Here is a 15,784-nt window from a genome sequence, read left to right on the forward strand (position 1 = left end):
GCCGTTCACGGACCTCTCAAGGGCGGCGACCCCGAGGTCGCGACCGTCCAGGATGACGCTGACGACGCGAGGCGGTGAAGCAAGACGCTTGTCGGTGGCAATTTCGATCATGGTGCCGACGGGGAGCGCCAGAGGCCCGACACTGGTGCAGCGAATGAGGCTGGGTACACGGTAGTTCGCCTTGCGCCCCTGATCGCGCACAACCGTCGAGGCCCATCCGACCTCCAGCTCAGCACCTGCGGTGATGGCGTCGATCGGTGCCGAAGGATTCGCGCGGAGAGTCGCCACCACGCCTGCCGCAGTCGAGACCGTGACAACCGCTGGAGATACGGGCCCGACGTCCTCATGCGGGTAGGCCGAGACGACGGTCAACGGCAGAAGGACTACTACGTCGCCGCGACCTGGAGGGACACGAATTTCGAAGCGGCATCCTCCTGTAATTGGCGTCACGGGGGCGGTCATGATTCGCGAGCCACAGCTTGCGACTGCGGTGCCCCCGGGCCTGAAGAGGTGTTGATCGAATGACATCTCGACAGTCAGCGACGCCCCGGACGAGGCAACGCCCGTGACCGTGATCGACTGAGGGACATCAACCGTCGAGACGTGCCCGAAGCCCTTCTCGAACACATTGACGGGGGCGACTTCGGATGCCTTGATGCTCAGAGTTCGTTCTCGAGGAGTGGTCGCGGCCTGGGCGGAGAATTGCGGTCTCGTCAGCTGGAGTGCGACGACGCCCGCCGTCGATGCAGCGACAGCTAGCAGGGATCGCCGGCTGAAGGGGGCGGGGCCTGGTGGGGAGGAATGCATAGAAGAACTCTTCTACATCAGGAACTCCAAGTGTGACATATTGATCTGTGAAGATCGAAAGACGAACTATTCCGTTGCTTGCCACCACTGCCGCGACTGTTTTAGGCGTCACCCTTCTCCCCGGCTCGGCTCGGCGCAGGCGCCCCCATCGGACGGGCCCGTTATTGCCGGGACCGGCTACAGCGATGTCTCGACGCTCGACAACATGGGCTGGGAGGGTGGGGCGCCCGGCAAGACTCCGCCTCCTTCCATCCCGAGGCGAGCCGGAGGCCTTGGATCGACAAGTGTGCCAGTCGACGTGGTCGGAAAGTGCGGCCGGCCTCTTCTCTGTGCGTAGACTCACCCATGAGTACTTCAGATGTGAAAGATTAACCGGATGATCTCAATTTCGGTGAAGAAAGTTACCGCCTGCGTCGCCGCATGCTCCGCCGCCCTGCTTGTGATGCTGGGAGGTGCAAGTTCAGCCCAAGCGGACGAAAGCGGCCCCGTGGTCACTGGGACCGGCTGGACGGACGTCTCGACGCTCGACGTCAAGGGCTGGGAGGGCGCAGTTCCGGGTAAAGCGCCGCCGCCCGTCCACCCGCAGTCGGCGCCGACGCCGCGCACGGACAAGATCGCCTGCAACGGACGGAAGGATTTCTACCGCGTCATCAAGTTGGGCGGCGCGACGACCTGTTTCCAGAAGTCAGGCAGCCTGCAGTTGTCGTCCGTCATCTTCCCGGTCGAGTACGTGTGCCCGGGCAACAACGTGGGGGCGGTCAACTACTACCCCGGCCTCGGCCTCGGCGGCTATCGCTGGAGCATTGATCGCGATGGCCATTCGAACTTCAACGCGTGCTGGCGATTCGACCGCCCCACGACCACTGACGTCGCGAACGTCAGGATCAACAAATGATGCGTTGGCGAGCCGATATCGGATGCGCCGTCCTCGTGGTGGTTGGGCTGACAGCCTGCGCCGGCCGCTCGGTTCCTGGAGCCGCCGGAACCGCGGCGTCATCAGCCTCGAGCCAGGTGCTGTGGCAATTCCATCCGGGTGAGCGAGAGCGCTGCTCCGAGCAAATGGTGAAGGGCCGCATTGCGAAGGCGAAGGCGTCGAACATCGAGTCGAACGAGAACAGCGTTCTCGAGACGCCGGATGAACTCGACAGATCGTTGGTGACCGACGCGCAGTACGAGGAGCAAGTCGGCGAGTGGAAGAAGCTCTCGCCAGACGACCGCATCTACCAGCTCTGTCTGGCTATCGACCAGCACTTCGACCGATCCTGAGGCGTGATGACCGGCATCTCACCCCGCAGCCCGATCGAACCGCGCTGCCAGCACGCCGCACGCTTCTCCGAGCTCTGCCGGCGACTCGACCTCGAAGTCCCCTCCGAGCCGCGCGACCTCGGCGGCGAGCGCCTCCCACGAATACGACCCGAGCGTCACGCGACATCGCCCGCCCCCGAGATCCTCGACGGTCTCGTCGCGCCGATACGGTGCGATCGCAGCGGCAGGGCGATGCAGGATCACGACGCCGCGGCACGGCCACGAGCCCCACTCTCCCGAGACGCCGGCCTCGGTCTCCCCGCGGAACCGCCCCGTGAGATACGCCCCCACGTCCCCGCCCGGCACCTCGCGTCGCTCGAAGCGTGGGCCGTTCGGTGTCCGTAGCGAGATCCGGTCGACGCTGAAGGTGCGCCAGCCGGCTCGATCGAGGTCGAACGCGACGAGGTACCAGCGACCGCCGCGTGCCACGACATGGTGCGGCTCAACGCGGCGGAGGTCGTCGGCGTAGTCGAACCGCACGACCTCGCTCCGCTGGACGGCGGCGCCGAGGGTGGCCAGAGTGTCGGGTGAGATGCCTTCGGGGCTGGGGTTCCCGGCATCCTGCACCGTCGTCACCTGCAGAGCGTCGACGCGATGCCGGAGGCGCGACGGCATCACCTGCCGCACGGTGGTGAGCGCTCGCGCGGCGGCCTCCTCGATCGCGATGCCGCTCAGCCGGACGGTCTGCAGCGCGACGGCGAGAACGATCGCCTGCTCGTCGTCGAACAGCAGCGGCGGCAGCTCCGACCCGGCTTCGAGCCGGTAGCCCCCGTCGGGTCCCTTGACCGCGTGGACGCGGTAGCCCAGCTCGCGCAGGCGATCGACGTCGCGTCGCACCGTGCGCTCGCTGACGTAGAGGCGTTCGGCCAGCAGCTGCCCCGGCCAGTCGCGTCGCGCCTGCAAGAGTGAGAGCAGCTGCAGCATCCGGGTCGAAGTGGTCATGAGTCGATTGTCTCGCGAGAAGCGGTCATGATCTGACCGCTTCTGCTGTCAGAGTCGACCTGTCGGGCAGCCGCCCGTCACATCACCTCGACCGAGGAGCAGTCATGAGCATCACCACCACGACCCACCTGAACTTCCGCGGCAACGCCCGCGAGGCGCTCGGCTTCTACCAGCACGTCTTCGGCGGCGAGCTCGTCGTCGTCACGTTCGGCGACGCCCACTCGGCGCAGGATGCCAGCGAGGCCGACCAGGTCATGTGGGGCCAGGTCGAATCCGCCGAGGGCTTTCGCGTGATGGCGTTCGACGTGCCGAGCGCGCGCCCCTACGACGCGGGCGTCGACGCCGTGTTCGTCTCCGTCCGCGGCGACGACGCCGACGAGCTCACCGCGATCTGGTCGCGCCTCACCGAGAGTGCCACGATCCGCCAGGATCTCGGGCCCGCCCCGTGGTCTGCTCTCTACGGCATGCTGACCGACCGCTTCGGCGTCACATGGGTGGTCGACGCGAACCCCGCGGCCTGACCCCGTCGGTGGCACCCCGTATTTCGGCCGACCTCCCCGCGCCGCGGCGCTGGGACCTCGGCCGAAACCCCGGGTGTCGCTGCGCGTCGGGTTCAGCGGCAGGAGGGAGAGCGCGGCAGGGGCGGGGCGGGCACGCCGCGAGGACGAAGCGAATCAGCCGCAGGGACTAAGACCTGCGGCGATGAATCGGGGAGGATGGACGCACGCCGAAGCGAGGGGAGTGCGATGGAGACGACGTTCGTCGACCGCCTCCGGGGGCGCGCCTTCCGCGTCGACCTCGTCGCTGCCGCGGGGGTCGTCGTGCTGTGCCTCGTGCCACTGGGGTGGGGCGTGCACACTCCCGGAAGCCTGGCGATCCTGCTGGCTGCCGTGGCGGTGGCGGTGCGCAGCATCTCGCCGACGGCCGGGCTCGGGTGGCGTGGCTGCTCGCCGTCGTCGAGATCCATGGCAACGAGCGGCCGAACGCGACGACGGTGGCGATGGTGCTCGTCGTCTACACCGCAGCGAGCATCGGCAACCGGTGGGAGCTCATCGGCGGGCTCGTGTCGAGCGCCCTGGGCGGCGCGATCGCGTCGCTCTACCTCGCCAGCACCGGTGCGCGCTTCACGGTGCTGCTGAACGGCCCCGCGGGGCAGGCGATCGTGGCACTGCTCACGCCCCTCGGCGTGCTCGGCTTCGCCTGGTTGGCGGGCGTGACGATGCGGGCCCTCCGGAGTCGGAGCGACGAGTCGCAACTGCGGATCCAGGCCGAGACCGAGGCCGTGCAGGCGCTCGACGTGGCGCAGGCCGAGCGCCTCCGCACCAGCATGGCGCGCGACGTGCACGACATCGTCGGTCACTCGCTCGCCGTCATCATCGCCCAGGCGGACTCCACCCAGTTCTTGGACGACGTCGACCGCGTGCGCGAGGTCACGGCCACCATCGCCGAGACGGCCAGGCGGTCGCTCGGCGAGGTGCGCGACGTGCTGAGCGGCACGTCGACCTCGCGAGACGCCGACGAGCCGCAAGATCTGGCGGCGATCATCGCCCAGGTGCGCGTCGCCGGGGTCACGGTGCAGCACGACGTGCGGGGCAAGGCCCGCGCCCTCGATCCGGCGCGAGCGCTGGTGCTGCGTCGCGTGGCGCAGGAGATGCTGACGAACGCCCTCCGCCACGGCGCCCCGGGCAGGCCCATCGACTTCCGCGAGACCTGGCGGACGAACGACGTCGTGCTCGAGGTCGACAACGAGGTGCTCGAGGCCGCGCCGGTCACGCCGGGCGCGGCACGGTCGCCGTGGCAGGTGCGTCAGGTGCGTCAGGTGGGTCAGGTGCGCCAGGCGCGTCTGGTGCGTCAGGTGCGTCTGGCGCGTTGACCGCGACCGGCCCTCAGGCACCAGGATCCCGGTCGTCCGCGGCCGGCACCGGCGTCCGCGGCATGACGCAGCGCCTCGCCGCGATCGGCGGAAGCCTCGAGGCCGAGGCCGTCGACGGCACGTTCACCGCTCGTGCCCGCATCCCCACCCCGCGCAGCCACCAGGAGGCCCCGTGATCCGCATCGTATTGGTCGACGACCAAGAGCTGTTCCGAGGCGGGGTGCGGGTCGTGCTCGACGCGCAGCCCGACATGGAGGTGTGCGGCGAGGCCGCCAACGGTCTCGAGGCGCTGAACGTGATCGAGGCGACCCGGCCCGACGTGATCCTGCTCGACATGCGCATGCCCGTGATGGACGGCGTCGAGACCGTGCGCGCGCTGTTCGGGCCCGAGGGGCCGGAGGTGCCGCCGAAGGTGATCGTGCTGACGACGTTCGCCCTCGACGCGGCTGCTGCGACGGCGATCCGGGCCGGTGCCAGCGGTTTCCTGCTCAAGGACTCGACGCCGGCGTTCTTGACGGCCGCGATCCGCGCGGTCGACACCGGCAGCGCGGTGATCGCGCCCGACGAGCTCGACCAGCTCTTCTCGGCCGACGTCGCCGCTGCGCCCATCCCGGCGAAGGCGCCGGTGCCTCTCGAGTTCCGGTCGCTGACGACCCGTGAGCGAGCCATCTTCGACCTCGCAGCGCGAGGGCTCTCGAACGCCGAGATCGCGGCGCGCGAGTTCGTCAGCGAGTCGACGGTGAAGTCGCACATCTCGGCCGTGCTCGGCAAGCTGTCGCTGCGCGACCGGGTGCAGCTGGTCGTCTACGCGCACGACAACAAGCTGCTCGACGGCGCCGTCTAGACCGGCGACGTCGCCTCGCTCGACGACGACGGCGGCGGCGGCGACGACGACGTCGCCGTCCGGCTCGGTGACGCAGCCGCACTCGCTGGCGTGCCCTCCCGCGCGAGAGCCTCGAGCCGGGCCGCGGCGGCACTGAGGGCGCGGTCGCGCGCCGCGCCGATGCTGACCGGCATCGAGAACGACACGTCGTCGAGGTCGATCCAGTGGATGCCCGGGTCGTCGTCGACGAGGTACTTCGGCAGGAAGGCCGCGCCGAGACCGTTGCGCACGAGAGCTGCGAGGTCGTTGATGTCGGACGTCTCGATCGGCACCTCGCGACGAAGGCCCCGGCGACGCAGTTCGGTCTCGACGACGGTGCGGTTGCCGAACCCCTCGCGGAAGTCGACGAATCGCAAGCCGACGGTGTCGGCCAGTGCAATGCTCGCCCGGTCGGCCAGCGGCGAATCCGTCGCCACCCCCAGGCCCACCGGTGATTCGACCAGCACGTCGATCGCGAGATCGGGGTACTGGTCGGGCGCCGCCGACAAGAACGCCACGTCGAGGTCGCCGCGCCGCAGCCCGTCGACGAGGCCCGCCGTGCCCGTCGGGGCGGGGGCGAGGTGGAGGTTGACGCGGGGGTGATCGGCGGCGAACCGACCGAGGAGGGCCGGGATGTCGAAGAGGGTGACGTTCGTCATGTAGCCGATGCGGATGGATCCTGATAGCCCTCCGCCCACCGCCTCGACCGAGTCTCGGGCCGCCTGGAAGGCCTGCAGGATCGCCGTCGCGTGCGGCAGCAGCGCACGCCCGGCCTCGGTCGGCTGCACCCGTCTGGTCGTGCGGTCGAACAGTCGCTCGCCGAGGTCGGCCTCGAGCGCGGCGACCGTCGCCGACACTGCCGACTGCACCAGGTGGAGGGCGGCGGCGGCGCGCGTGAAGCTGCCCTCGCGAGCGACTGCGGCGAAGACTTCGAGCTGGCGGTTGTCCACACAATCATTATCGCGCGCAACGATCAATCGCATCACAATTGACCGTTGGACTTGATGAACGCGGAAGACGACACTGATGTCATGTCAACAACATCCGCCCTCATCACCGCGATTGGCCCGAGCGCCCGCCGAGGTCTCGGCCACCGCGCGGGCTTCTGGGTCGCTGCGGCGGCCTTCCTCGTCGTCATGGCCTACAGCACCGTGCCGACCCCGCTCTGGTCGCTCTACCAGCAGCGCGACGGCTTCTCGACCTTCGCCATCACCATCGCCTTCGCCGCCTATGCGGTCGGAGTGGTCATCAGCCTCTTCCTCGCCGGGCACCTTGGCGACACCCTCGGGCGCCGTCGCATCCTGCTGCCCGCCATCGGCCTCGAGATCGTCTCGGCCGTCGTCTTCCTCGTCTGGCCCGAGCTCGCCGGCCTGATCGTGGCGCGGGTGGTCTCCGGCCTCGGCATCGGCATGCTCACGGCGACCGTGACGGCGCACATCCTCGACCTGCACCTGAAGTCGCGGCCCGGGGCCGACCCGGCCCGCGGCCAGATCGTGTCGGGTGCGGCCAATCTCGGCGGCTTCGGTGTCGGTGCGCTCATCTCGGGCGTGCTCGCCCGCTTCGTCAGCCTGCCGCTGGTCACGCCGTTCGTCGTGTTCATCGTGCTGCTGGTGCTCGCCTTCATCGGCATCGCGCTCGTGCCCGAGACGGCGACCCGCCCCGACGTGCGACGCGCGTATCGCCCGCAGCGGATCAGCGTGCCCCGCGAATCGCGCGGCCGCTTCCTCCTCGCCGGCGGCATCGCCTTCGCCGCCTTCTCGGTGCTCGGCCTGTTCACGTCGCTCGCGCCGATCGTCGTCTCGGGGCAGCTGCAGATCACCTCGAAGGCGGTCGCCGGGTTGATCGTGTTCGCCACGTTCGCTGCCGCAGCCGTCTCGCAGATCGCCGTGCGACCGCTCGGCGTGCGAGCGCAGATCGTGCTGGGCGCCGTGCTGCTCGTCGTGGGCATCGCGCTGCTGGCCGTGACCGTGGTCGCGTCGGCCGGGCTCGCGCTCTTCGTCATCGGCGGCGTGATCGCCGGCGGCGGCGCGGGCACGCTCTTCAAGGCCGCTCTCGCGGTCGCAGGATCCCTGGCGTCGGCTGCGAACCGCGGCGAGGTGCTGGCGGGCATCTTCCTGCTCGGCTACGTCGGGCTGACGGTGCCGGTGGTCGGCATCGGCGTCGCGACCCTCTCGGTGAGCCTTGCGGCGGCGCTCGTCGGCTTCGCGGTGATCATCATCGTGATCGCTCTCGCCACGGCGCTGCCGCTGATCGCGTCGCTCCGTCGCGCCGCCTGAGAGGCGCCTCGAACCACGCGATCCGGTTCGTACCACGAGAACACGTGGCGCGAACCGGATCGCGTGGTTCTAGGCGCTACGGCAGCAGCGTCAGCCCCTTCGTCAGCTTGTCGACCCGGTTCTTCGGGCCGACGATGCTGACGGCGTAGTACGCGAGATCGGGCGACGACTCGACCTGCGAGCGGTACTCGTCGTAGACGAGGGTGTGCTGCGCCGGCACCGGCATGTCGGCGACGAACACCGTGTCGCCCGCCACCGCCTTCAGCCGCAAGGCGGCGAGCTGCTCGGTCGTGCCGCCGAGGATCGAGCACCCCGCCCACGGCAGGCCAGGATGCGACGAGCCGGCCCCGTCGACCACCTCCGGCCCCAGCAGCCCCGGCACGGACAGCCCGGTCGAGGCCGCGGCGCAGATGGCGGCGTTCACGGCCCGCCCCGGCGGGAGGGACGAGTCGACGGCGATCACCCACTTCAGGCGGGCGGCGCGGGTGGGCGCGGAGGTGTCGATCTCGTCGGAGTCGAAGCCGACGGTGGTCGGGCGTGTATCGGGAGTAATCATGGCATCCTGCTGGTCGAATGATCGGAGACAGAGGCGAGCGTAGATCGCTCGTGCGCCTCGTAGGCTGGGATTCGTACGAACTACGAGATGAAGGCGGATACGGTGCCAATGGACGAACTTGATCAGGCGATCGTGGCCGAACTGCAGGCGGATGCACGGCGCACCAACCGCGACGTCGCGGCGGCCGTCGGCATCTCGCCGACCACCGCCCTCGACCGCACGCGCTCGCTGCGACAGCGCGGTGTCATCCGCGGTGCGACTCTCGACGTCGACCTGGCGAAGATCGGGCGCGCGGTTCAGGCGCTGATCGCCGTGCGGATCCGGCCGCCGTCGCGACGCAACATCGAGGGCTTCCGTGACTGGGCGCTCTCGCGCCCGACACGCTCGGGCTGTTCGTGACGAGCGGCACCGAAGACTTCAGCCTGCACGTCGCCGTCGCCGACAACCAGGCGCTCTACGAGTTCGTCGTCGACGAGCTCACCACACGGCCCGAGGTCGCCGACGTGCGCACCTCGGTGGTCTACGAGCACGTGCAGAACCGCCGGATCGCGCCCATCCCGAGCTGAGCCAGGCCGAGAACGGCGCCAGTGCTAGCGGTCGCCGGCTCGGACGGGCTGCGGCTGATCGGTGTCGTCGCTCGTCAGCCAGGCGAGGCGCACGCGGTCGGCGTCGAGAGGGTGGTGGGGCGCTTCGGCTGGGCCGAACGGATGGATCGCCAGATGATCGCGGCGAAGATCGCGATCGCCCCGGCGATCACGATGACGGTGGCGCCCGCGAAGAGCACCATGAATGTCTGACCCATGCTCTCAACCTAGGGCGAGATGGCTCGGGTGGACAGAGGGTTCTTGTGCCTACACGGGCCCTCGCACGGGGCATCATGAGCCATGCGCATTCTGACCGCCGACCACCTCGTCACCATGAACGCCGCGCGAGAGGTGGTGGCCGACGCGGCGGTGGCCGTCGAGGGCTCCACGATCATCGAGGTCGGGCCGCGATCCGAGGTGGTGGCCCGGCATCCTGATGCCGTCATCGACGATCTCGGGGCAGCCGTGCTGATGCCGGGGCTCGTCAACGCCCACCACCACTCGGGCATGCTGCGCGGCACCGCCGAGAGCCTGCCCGTCTGGGAGTGGCTGCGGCTGCACATCGACCCGATGCACCGGGTGCTCACGGCCGACGACGCCGAGGCGAGCGCGTGGCTCTGCTACGCCGAGGGCATCCTGTCGGGCACCACCACCGTGGTCGACATGTGGCGGTTCATGAGCGGACCGGCGCGCGCGGCGTCCGAGCTCGGCAACCGTCTCGTTTCGGTCAACTACACCGGGGCGCACCCCGACTACGACTACTTCGACAGCCTCGACGACAACGAGCGGATGCTGCGCGACTGGGCCGGCGCGGCCGGCGGCAGGATCACGCCGTGGGTGGGTCTCGAGAGCCCCTTCTACGCCGACGACCAGGGGCTGGCACGGGCCATCGCGATGGCCCGCGATTACGACACGGGGCTCTACACGCACCTGTCCGAGTCGTCGCTCGAGGTCGAGGAGTTCGACCGCCGCTACGGCAGGCGCCCGATCTTCGCGCTCGAGAGCATCGGCTGGTTCGAGGCGCCGCGCACGATGTTCGCCCACGCGGTGTGGCTCGACCGTGCCGAGATCGGCTTCCTCGGGGGTCGCCCCACCGGCATCTCGCACAACCCGGTCAGCAACATGAAGCTCGCGAGCGGCATGGCACCTGTCGCCGACTACCTCGCAGCCGGCATCGCGGTGGGCCTCGGCACCGACGGCGAGAAAGAGAACAACAACCTCGACATGTTCGAAGAGCTGAAGACGGCATCGCTGCTGGGCAAGCTGCGCACGATGGACGCCTCGGCGATGGACTCGTGGGACGTGCTCGAAATGGCGACGATCGGCGGGGCGACGGCTCTGGGGCAGGATGCGACGCTCGGCTCGCTCGAGCCCGGCAAGCAGGCAGACCTCATCGCGGTTCGCAGCGACACTCCGCGCATGACTCCGCTGATCGGCTCCGGCCCCTACGCCAACATCCACCACAACCTCGTACACGCGGTGCAGGGCTCCGACGTGGCCATGACGATGGTCGCCGGCCAGGTCATCGCGCGCGACGGTGTGCTGGCGAACGCCGACCTCGCGGCGCTCATCGCACGCGTGCGCTCGCTCGTGCCCGACCTCTTCGCCCGCCGCGCGGCCTGGCTCGACTCCGTCGGCGACCCGGCGGGGCTCTTTCCCGCCTGACCAGCCCTGCCCGCGCCCGCCCGCCCCGTCCGTCCTTATCTTTTCGGCACGTCCTGACCTTCGGGAGGGGCCGGCCACGCCGAAAAGGTAAGGCTGGGCTGGGCTACAGCGCGACGGCGGCGGCGACCTCGGCGCGCAGCGCCTCCTTGCGCGCGGGCAGCGCGAACGACGACTCGATCGCGTTCAGTGCGAGCAGCTCGCGGGTCGCCGGCGAGAGGGCGAGCGCCTCGTCGAGGGCGGCGAAGTTGTCGTCGACATAGCCGCCGAAGTAGGCCGGGTCGTCGCTGTTGATCGAGACGAGGAGGCCGGCCTCGAGCATCGCGGGCAGCGGGTGGTCGGCGAGCGCGGGCGGGGCTGTGTGCAGCGCGAGGTTCGACAGCGGGCAGACGGTGAGCGGGATCCTGTCGCCCACGAGTCGCGCGACGAGCTCCGGGTCTTCGAGGGCGCGGTTTCCGTGGTCGATCCGCTCGACACCGAGCACGTCGAGGGCCTCCCAGACGTAGTCGGGCGAGCCCTCTTCGCCGGCGTGAGCGACGCGGTGCAGGCCCTCGGCTGCGGCGATCGAGAAGGCCTCGCGGTAGAGGTAGGAGGGGTTGCCGACCTCGGTCGAGTCGAGGCCGACGCCGAGCAGGAGATCGCGGTGGGGGAGGAGCGCGCGGATCGTGTCGACCGCATCGGCAGCGCCGCGGTCGCGCATGAAGCACGCGATGAGGCCGCCGGTGAGGCCGAAGTCGCGCTCGGCTTCGAGACGGGCGGCGGTGAAACCCTCGAGCACCGCTTCGAGCGCGATGCCGTTGCCGGTGTGCGTCTGCGGGTCGAAGAACACCTCGGCGTGACGAACGCCTGCGGTGTGAGCCCGGCGGTAGTAGGCCGCGGCGAGGTCGTGGAAGTCCTCGGCGGTGCGCATCACGCGGATGTTGTCGTAGTAGAGGTCGAGGAACTCCTGCAGGTCGGCGAACTTGTACTTCGCGCGCAGCACCTCGGGGTCGAAGCTCGGCAGGGCGATGCCGTTGCGCTGGGCGATGGCGATGACGCTCTCGACCTCGAACGAGCCCTCGAGGTGCATGTGGAGTTCGGTGATCGGCAGCATGGACCAACTTTAGGGGCGCGCCGACCCGCCAGGCGGTCGCGCCTGCCATGCTCGAGGCATGACTGCGACGCTGCCTTCACCCCGCCACACCGACCTCCACGACGCGCCCGTGCTGCGCTGGGGCGTCCTCGCCCCCGGTGTCATCGCGCACGACTGGGTCGACTCCGTCGCCCGTCATACGAGCCAGCGCATCGTCGCTGTCGGCTCGCGCTCGCTCGAGCGTGCGCAGGCCTTCGCCGACAAGCACGGCGCGGCCCACGCCTACGGCTCCTACGCCAAGCTGGTGCAGGACGCCGAGGTCGACGTGATCTACATCGCGTCGCCCCACAGCGAGCACGAGTCGCACGCCCTTCTCGCCATCGCCGCAGGCAAGCACGTGCTCGTCGAGAAGCCGATCGCGACGTCTGCCGCCGGCGCCCAGCGCATCGCCGACGCCGCCCGCGCGGCCGGGGTGTTCGCGATGGAGGCGATGTGGACGCGCTACCGCCCGCAGTCCGACGTCGTGCGGCAGGTGCTCGAGGCCGGCACACTCGGCGACATCCGCCTCGTCACCGCCGACTTCGGCGGCCTCGCGCCGGTCGACCCGACCAGCCGTCTCTGGGACCCGGCGCTCGCCGGCGGCGCGCTCCTCGACCTCGGCGTGTACCCGGTGTCGTGGGCGTCGTTCGTGCTCGGCTCGCCGACCGGCGTGCTGGCCTCGGGCGACCTCGCCCCCACCGGGGTCGATCGCCAGGCCGCCATGATCCTGACCCATGACGGCGGTGCCCAGGCCGTGCTGACCACGGGGCTGACGGCTCGCACGCCCGAGGCCTCGGTGATCGCAGGATCCGAGGGACGCCTCGAGATCCCCTCCCCCTTCTGGTTCGCCGACGACGTGCGTCTCTTCGACGGCACCGGCGACCTCGTCGACACCTGGCACGACCCCTTCGGCCGGGTCGCACGAGAGTCGCTCTGCTGCGAGGCCGTCGCCCTCGCGCGCTACGTCGGCGAGGGGCGCACCGAGTCGCCGCTGCACTCGCTCGACGAGACGATCGCCGTGATGGCCACGCTCGACGAGGCGCGCCGCCAGCTCGGCTGACCGGCCGACGACGACATCGGGTGGGGGCGCCGTGATGCACGAATTCCCAGCGCGCGTGCAGTTCGGGGGATGTTTACGACAGGTGGTGTGCACATACGTGCAAACGCTTCTGGCGGGCGTGCACGCTCCACTAGTTTCCAGGTGGCGGCTCTGCACCGGAGGCGCCGGATCCTGACAACGACAATGGAGTTCATTCAGTGAGCGATTACGTCATCGCGCTCGACCAGGGCACAACGTCCACGCGAGCCATCATCTTCGACCACTCGGGGTCGATCGTCTCGACGGGGCAGCTCGAGCACGAGCAGATCTTCCCCGCGCCGGCTGGGTCGAGCACGACCCGATCGAGATCTGGAACAACACCCGCGAGGTCATCGGCCAGGCCCTGTCGAAGGCGAACGTCACCCGCCACGACATCAAGGCCGTGGGCATCACGAACCAGCGCGAGACCGCGGTCGTGTGGGACAAGAACACCGGGCAGCCGGTCTACAACGCCATCGTCTGGCAGGACACCCGCACCCAGTCGATCGTCGACCGCCTGGCCGCCGACGGCGGTGTCGAGCGCTACAAGTCGATCGTGGGCCTGCCGCTCGCGACGTACTTCGCCGGCACCAAGATCGTCTGGATCCTCGAGAACGTCGAGGGGGCCCGTGAGAAGGCCGAGGCCGGCGACCTGCTGTTCGGCACGACCGACAGCTGGGTGCTCTGGAACCTCACCGGCGGCGTCGATGGCGGCGTGCACGTCACCGACGTGACCAACGCCAGCCGGACGCTCTTCATGGACCTCGAGACGCTGACCTGGCGCGACGACATCCTGGCCGACTTCGGCGTGCCGAAGTCGATGCTGCCCGAGATCAAGTCGTCGTCCGAGGTCTACGGCGTCGTCTCCGACAACAGCCTTCTCCGCGAGGTGCCGATCGCCGGCATCCTGGGCGATCAGCAGGCCGCGACGTTCGGTCAGGCCGCGTTCGACAAGGGCGAGTCGAAGAACACCTACGGCACCGGCAACTTCCTCATCTTCAACACGGGTGAAGAGATCGTCCACTCCGAGAACGGCCTGCTGACCACCATCGGCTACAAGCTCGGCGACCAGCCCACGCACTACGCCCTCGAAGGCTCGATCGCGGTCACTGGCTCGCTGATCCAGTGGCTGCGCGACAACCTCGGCATCATCCACTCGGCCCCCGAGGTCGAGACCCTGGCCTTGACGGTCGAGGACAACGGCGGCGTGTACTTCGTGCCGGCGTTCTCGGGCCTGTTCGCCCCGTACTGGCGTTCGGACGCCCGCGGCGCGCTCGTCGGTCTCACCCGCTACGTCAACAAGGGGCACATCGCTCGCGCTGCTCTCGAGGCGACCGCCTTCCAGACCCGCGAGGTGCTCGACGCGGTCAACGCCGACTCCGGCGTCGACCTCACGGAGTTGAAGGTCGACGGCGGTATGACGGCGAACGACGCGCTCATGCAGTTCCAGGCCGACATCCTGAACGTGCCCGTCGTCCGCCCGGTCGTGGCCGAGACCACGGCTCTGGGTGCCGCCTACGCGGCCGGCCTCGCCGTCGGCTTCTGGGAGACCCTCGACGACCTGCGCGCCAACTGGCAGGAAGACAAGCGCTGGGAGCCGAACCTCGACGTGATCGAGCGCGAGCGCACCCTCCGCCTCTGGAAGAAAGCCGTCACCAAGACGTTCGACTGGGTGGACGGGGACGTGAACTGATGGCCTCGATCTTCGCCTTCCGCAAGCCCGCCGAGACCGAGAGCGATCTCGCCGGCATGGCCGACCCCGGCCGCAAGGCCCAGCCGACCCTCCTCGGCGAGCTCTTCGCCGAGATGCTCGGCTCGATGATGATCGCCGTCTTCGGCTTCGGCGTGGTCGCTCAGGTGACCGTCGGGGCAGGATCCCTTGGTGGTCACGACTCGATCGCCTGGTCGTGGGGTCTCGGCGTCACGTTCGGTATCTTCGTGGCCGGCGCCGTCTCGGGTGCCCACCTCAACCCCGCCGTCACCCTCGCCGTCGCCACGTACAAGGGCTTCCCGTGGAGCAAGGTCGGGCCGTACATCGTCGCGCAGGTGGTCGGCTTCTTCCTCGGGGCCCTGTTCATCTACCTGAACTACATGTACTCGCTGAAGCACATCGACCCGGGCAAGACGTTCAAGACCCAGGGCGTGTTCTCGACGCTGCCAGGCAACGGCAACAACGCCTACGACGTGCACATCCCCCAGGCGTTCATGGACCAGGTGCTCGGCACCGCGATCCTGGTGTTCCTGATCTTCGCGATCACCGACGTGCTCGGGGCCAACCCGACGCCCGCCGTGTCGGCGATCGCCGTGGGTCTCGTCGTCGTCGGCATCGGCTTCGCGCTGGGCCTCAACGACGGCTACGCCATCAACCCGGCTCGCGACTTCGGCCCGCGCCTGATGGAGTACATCGTCGGCTACAAGAGCGCGTGGCTCGACCAGAGGGGCAACATCTTCTTCTGGGTGCCGATCGTCGGCCCGTTCGTCGGCGCGCTCGTCGGCGGCGGCGTCTACCAGGCGACCATCGCCCGCACGCTGCCCACGACCATCCCGGCCGCGAAGAACTAGCACCACCCGCACGACGCCGAACGGCCCCGCGCTCGCCCGAGCACGGGGTCGTTCGTGCGTTCGCCTCTCGGCATCTTGACTTCGTGACACCGTTTTGCGGTAATATTTTTTTGCCTGCTGCGCTGAGCTTCAGGAAGTAGACCCGAGACCCGTTCGGAATGGACGC

17 protein-coding genes and 1 pseudogene are annotated in these 15,784 nt (G+C 69.3%); 13 read left to right on the top strand and 5 right to left on the bottom strand.

All coding sequences use genetic code 11. From position 1 onward, the window contains the following. The first annotated feature begins 1,183 nt into the window (after positions 1 to 1,183). A complete protein-coding gene (locus AX769_RS07555) occupies positions 1,184 to 1,702 on the top strand; it encodes a hypothetical protein (protein ID WP_157887500.1) in 519 nt (172 codons plus the stop codon). Next, positions 1,699 to 2,073, top strand: a complete 375-nt coding sequence (locus AX769_RS23805) for a hypothetical protein (protein ID WP_157887501.1) — start codon at positions 1,699 to 1,701, stop codon at positions 2,071 to 2,073. Before AX769_RS07555 ends, AX769_RS23805 begins: the two co-directional genes overlap by 4 nt. 18 nt (positions 2,074 to 2,091) lie before the next feature. Here AX769_RS23805 and AX769_RS07565 read toward each other — a convergent pair whose 3' ends face one another. Next, positions 2,092 to 3,054, bottom strand: coding sequence for a YafY family protein (locus AX769_RS07565; protein WP_066277768.1), 963 nt, complete (start codon positions 3,052 to 3,054; stop codon positions 2,092 to 2,094). Between the two features lie 104 nt (positions 3,055 to 3,158). Between AX769_RS07565 and AX769_RS07570 the strand changes: the two genes are divergently transcribed. From AX769_RS07570 to AX769_RS07580, 4 genes are all read left to right on the top strand, one after another. Continuing rightward, positions 3,159 to 3,575: a VOC family protein gene (locus AX769_RS07570; protein ID WP_066277771.1), complete on the top strand. Its 417-nt coding sequence runs from the start codon at positions 3,159 to 3,161 to the stop codon at positions 3,573 to 3,575. A 323-nt stretch (positions 3,576 to 3,898) separates the two neighbouring features. Continuing rightward, positions 3,899 to 4,927, top strand: a complete 1,029-nt coding sequence (locus AX769_RS07575) for a sensor histidine kinase (RefSeq protein ID WP_157887502.1) — start codon at positions 3,899 to 3,901, stop codon at positions 4,925 to 4,927. Beyond that, positions 4,924 to 5,103, top strand: a complete 180-nt coding sequence (locus AX769_RS23810) for a hypothetical protein (RefSeq protein WP_239451965.1) — start codon at positions 4,924 to 4,926, stop codon at positions 5,101 to 5,103. The genes AX769_RS07575 and AX769_RS23810 overlap by 4 nt, the downstream gene beginning before the upstream one ends. Further along, the gene (locus tag AX769_RS07580) at positions 5,100 to 5,771 is read left to right on the top strand and encodes a response regulator transcription factor (RefSeq protein WP_066277776.1); all 672 of its coding nucleotides are present in this window, start codon (positions 5,100 to 5,102) and stop codon (positions 5,769 to 5,771) included. The genes AX769_RS23810 and AX769_RS07580 overlap by 4 nt, the downstream gene beginning before the upstream one ends. Here the strand turns inward: AX769_RS07580 and AX769_RS07585 are convergent. After that, positions 5,768 to 6,739 carry a LysR family transcriptional regulator gene (locus AX769_RS07585; RefSeq protein ID WP_066277778.1) on the bottom strand — a complete coding sequence of 324 codons (972 nt, stop codon included), beginning with the start codon at positions 6,737 to 6,739 and terminating at the stop codon, positions 5,768 to 5,770. The genes AX769_RS07580 and AX769_RS07585 overlap by 4 nt on opposite strands. Before the next feature lie 81 nt (positions 6,740 to 6,820). Here AX769_RS07585 and AX769_RS07590 point away from each other — a divergent pair, with 81 nt between their 5' ends. Beyond that, a complete protein-coding gene (locus tag AX769_RS07590) occupies positions 6,821 to 8,065 on the top strand; it encodes an MFS transporter (RefSeq protein WP_066283309.1) in 1,245 nt (414 codons plus the stop codon). A 76-nt stretch (positions 8,066 to 8,141) separates the two neighbouring features. On the opposite strand, the gene AX769_RS07595 is transcribed toward AX769_RS07590, so the two are convergent. Beyond that, entirely contained in the window at positions 8,142 to 8,621 is a 480-nt protein-coding gene (locus AX769_RS07595) for a DUF2000 domain-containing protein (RefSeq protein ID WP_066277780.1), read from the bottom strand. A 108-nt stretch (positions 8,622 to 8,729) separates the two neighbouring features. Here AX769_RS07595 and AX769_RS25090 point away from each other — a divergent pair, with 108 nt between their 5' ends. Both AX769_RS25090 and AX769_RS25095 read left to right on the top strand, forming a co-directional pair. Further along, complete coding sequence (locus AX769_RS25090) at positions 8,730 to 9,020, top strand: Lrp/AsnC family transcriptional regulator (protein ID WP_239451966.1); 291 nt, start codon at positions 8,730 to 8,732, stop codon at positions 9,018 to 9,020. Next, positions 9,017 to 9,187, top strand: a complete 171-nt coding sequence (locus tag AX769_RS25095; RefSeq protein WP_239451967.1) for an Lrp/AsnC ligand binding domain-containing protein — start codon at positions 9,017 to 9,019, stop codon at positions 9,185 to 9,187. Before AX769_RS25090 ends, AX769_RS25095 begins: the two co-directional genes overlap by 4 nt. Positions 9,188 to 9,261: 74 nt before the next feature. On the opposite strand, the gene AX769_RS23815 is transcribed toward AX769_RS25095, so the two are convergent. Then, positions 9,262 to 9,423: a hypothetical protein gene (locus tag AX769_RS23815; protein ID WP_157887503.1), complete on the bottom strand. Its 162-nt coding sequence runs from the start codon at positions 9,421 to 9,423 to the stop codon at positions 9,262 to 9,264. Positions 9,424 to 9,505: 82 nt separating this feature from the next. Here AX769_RS23815 and AX769_RS07610 point away from each other — a divergent pair, with 82 nt between their 5' ends. Next, complete coding sequence (locus AX769_RS07610; RefSeq protein ID WP_066277785.1) at positions 9,506 to 10,870, top strand: amidohydrolase family protein; 1,365 nt, start codon at positions 9,506 to 9,508, stop codon at positions 10,868 to 10,870. Between the two features lie 103 nt (positions 10,871 to 10,973). Here AX769_RS07610 and add read toward each other — a convergent pair whose 3' ends face one another. Beyond that, positions 10,974 to 11,960 carry an adenosine deaminase gene (gene add / locus AX769_RS07615; protein WP_066277787.1) on the bottom strand — a complete coding sequence of 329 codons (987 nt, stop codon included), beginning with the start codon at positions 11,958 to 11,960 and terminating at the stop codon, positions 10,974 to 10,976. Positions 11,961 to 12,018: 58 nt separating this feature from the next. Between add and AX769_RS07620 the strand changes: the two genes are divergently transcribed. From AX769_RS07620 to AX769_RS07630, 3 genes and pseudogenes are all read left to right on the top strand, one after another. Next, on the top strand, positions 12,019 to 13,038 hold the full coding sequence (locus AX769_RS07620; protein ID WP_066277790.1) for a Gfo/Idh/MocA family protein: 1,020 nt from the start codon (positions 12,019 to 12,021) through the stop codon (positions 13,036 to 13,038). A gap of 197 nt (positions 13,039 to 13,235) precedes the next feature. Next, a pseudogene (gene glpK / locus AX769_RS07625) lies at positions 13,236 to 14,749 on the top strand (glycerol kinase GlpK). After that, positions 14,749 to 15,618, top strand: a complete 870-nt coding sequence (locus AX769_RS07630) for an MIP/aquaporin family protein (protein WP_239451968.1) — start codon at positions 14,749 to 14,751, stop codon at positions 15,616 to 15,618. Before glpK ends, AX769_RS07630 begins: the two are co-directional and overlap by 1 nt. The last annotated feature ends 166 nt before the right edge of the window (positions 15,619 to 15,784 follow it).

This window comes from Frondihabitans sp. PAMC 28766 (genome assembly GCF_001577365.1).
GTDB lineage: Bacteria > Actinomycetota > Actinomycetes > Actinomycetales > Microbacteriaceae > Frondihabitans.

Coding starts and splice junctions, on each gene's coding strand:
- AX769_RS07555 (WP_157887500.1), top strand. CDS start 1,184: ATGATCTCAATTTCGGTGAAGAAAGTTACCGCCTGCGTCGCCGCATGC.
- AX769_RS23805 (WP_157887501.1), top strand. CDS start 1,699: ATGATGCGTTGGCGAGCCGATATCGGATGCGCCGTCCTCGTGGTGGTT.
- AX769_RS07565 (WP_066277768.1), bottom strand. CDS start 3,054: ATGACCACTTCGACCCGGATGCTGCAGCTGCTCTCACTCTTGCAGGCG.
- AX769_RS07570 (WP_066277771.1), top strand. CDS start 3,159: ATGAGCATCACCACCACGACCCACCTGAACTTCCGCGGCAACGCCCGC.
- AX769_RS07590 (WP_066283309.1), top strand. CDS start 6,821: ATGTCAACAACATCCGCCCTCATCACCGCGATTGGCCCGAGCGCCCGC.
- AX769_RS07595 (WP_066277780.1), bottom strand. CDS start 8,621: ATGATTACTCCCGATACACGCCCGACCACCGTCGGCTTCGACTCCGAC.
- AX769_RS25090 (WP_239451966.1), top strand. CDS start 8,730: ATGGACGAACTTGATCAGGCGATCGTGGCCGAACTGCAGGCGGATGCA.
- AX769_RS23815 (WP_157887503.1), bottom strand. CDS start 9,423: ATGGGTCAGACATTCATGGTGCTCTTCGCGGGCGCCACCGTCATCGTG.
- AX769_RS07610 (WP_066277785.1), top strand. CDS start 9,506: ATGCGCATTCTGACCGCCGACCACCTCGTCACCATGAACGCCGCGCGA.
- add (WP_066277787.1), bottom strand. CDS start 11,960: ATGCTGCCGATCACCGAACTCCACATGCACCTCGAGGGCTCGTTCGAG.
- AX769_RS07620 (WP_066277790.1), top strand. CDS start 12,019: ATGACTGCGACGCTGCCTTCACCCCGCCACACCGACCTCCACGACGCG.
- AX769_RS07630 (WP_239451968.1), top strand. CDS start 14,749: ATGGCCTCGATCTTCGCCTTCCGCAAGCCCGCCGAGACCGAGAGCGAT.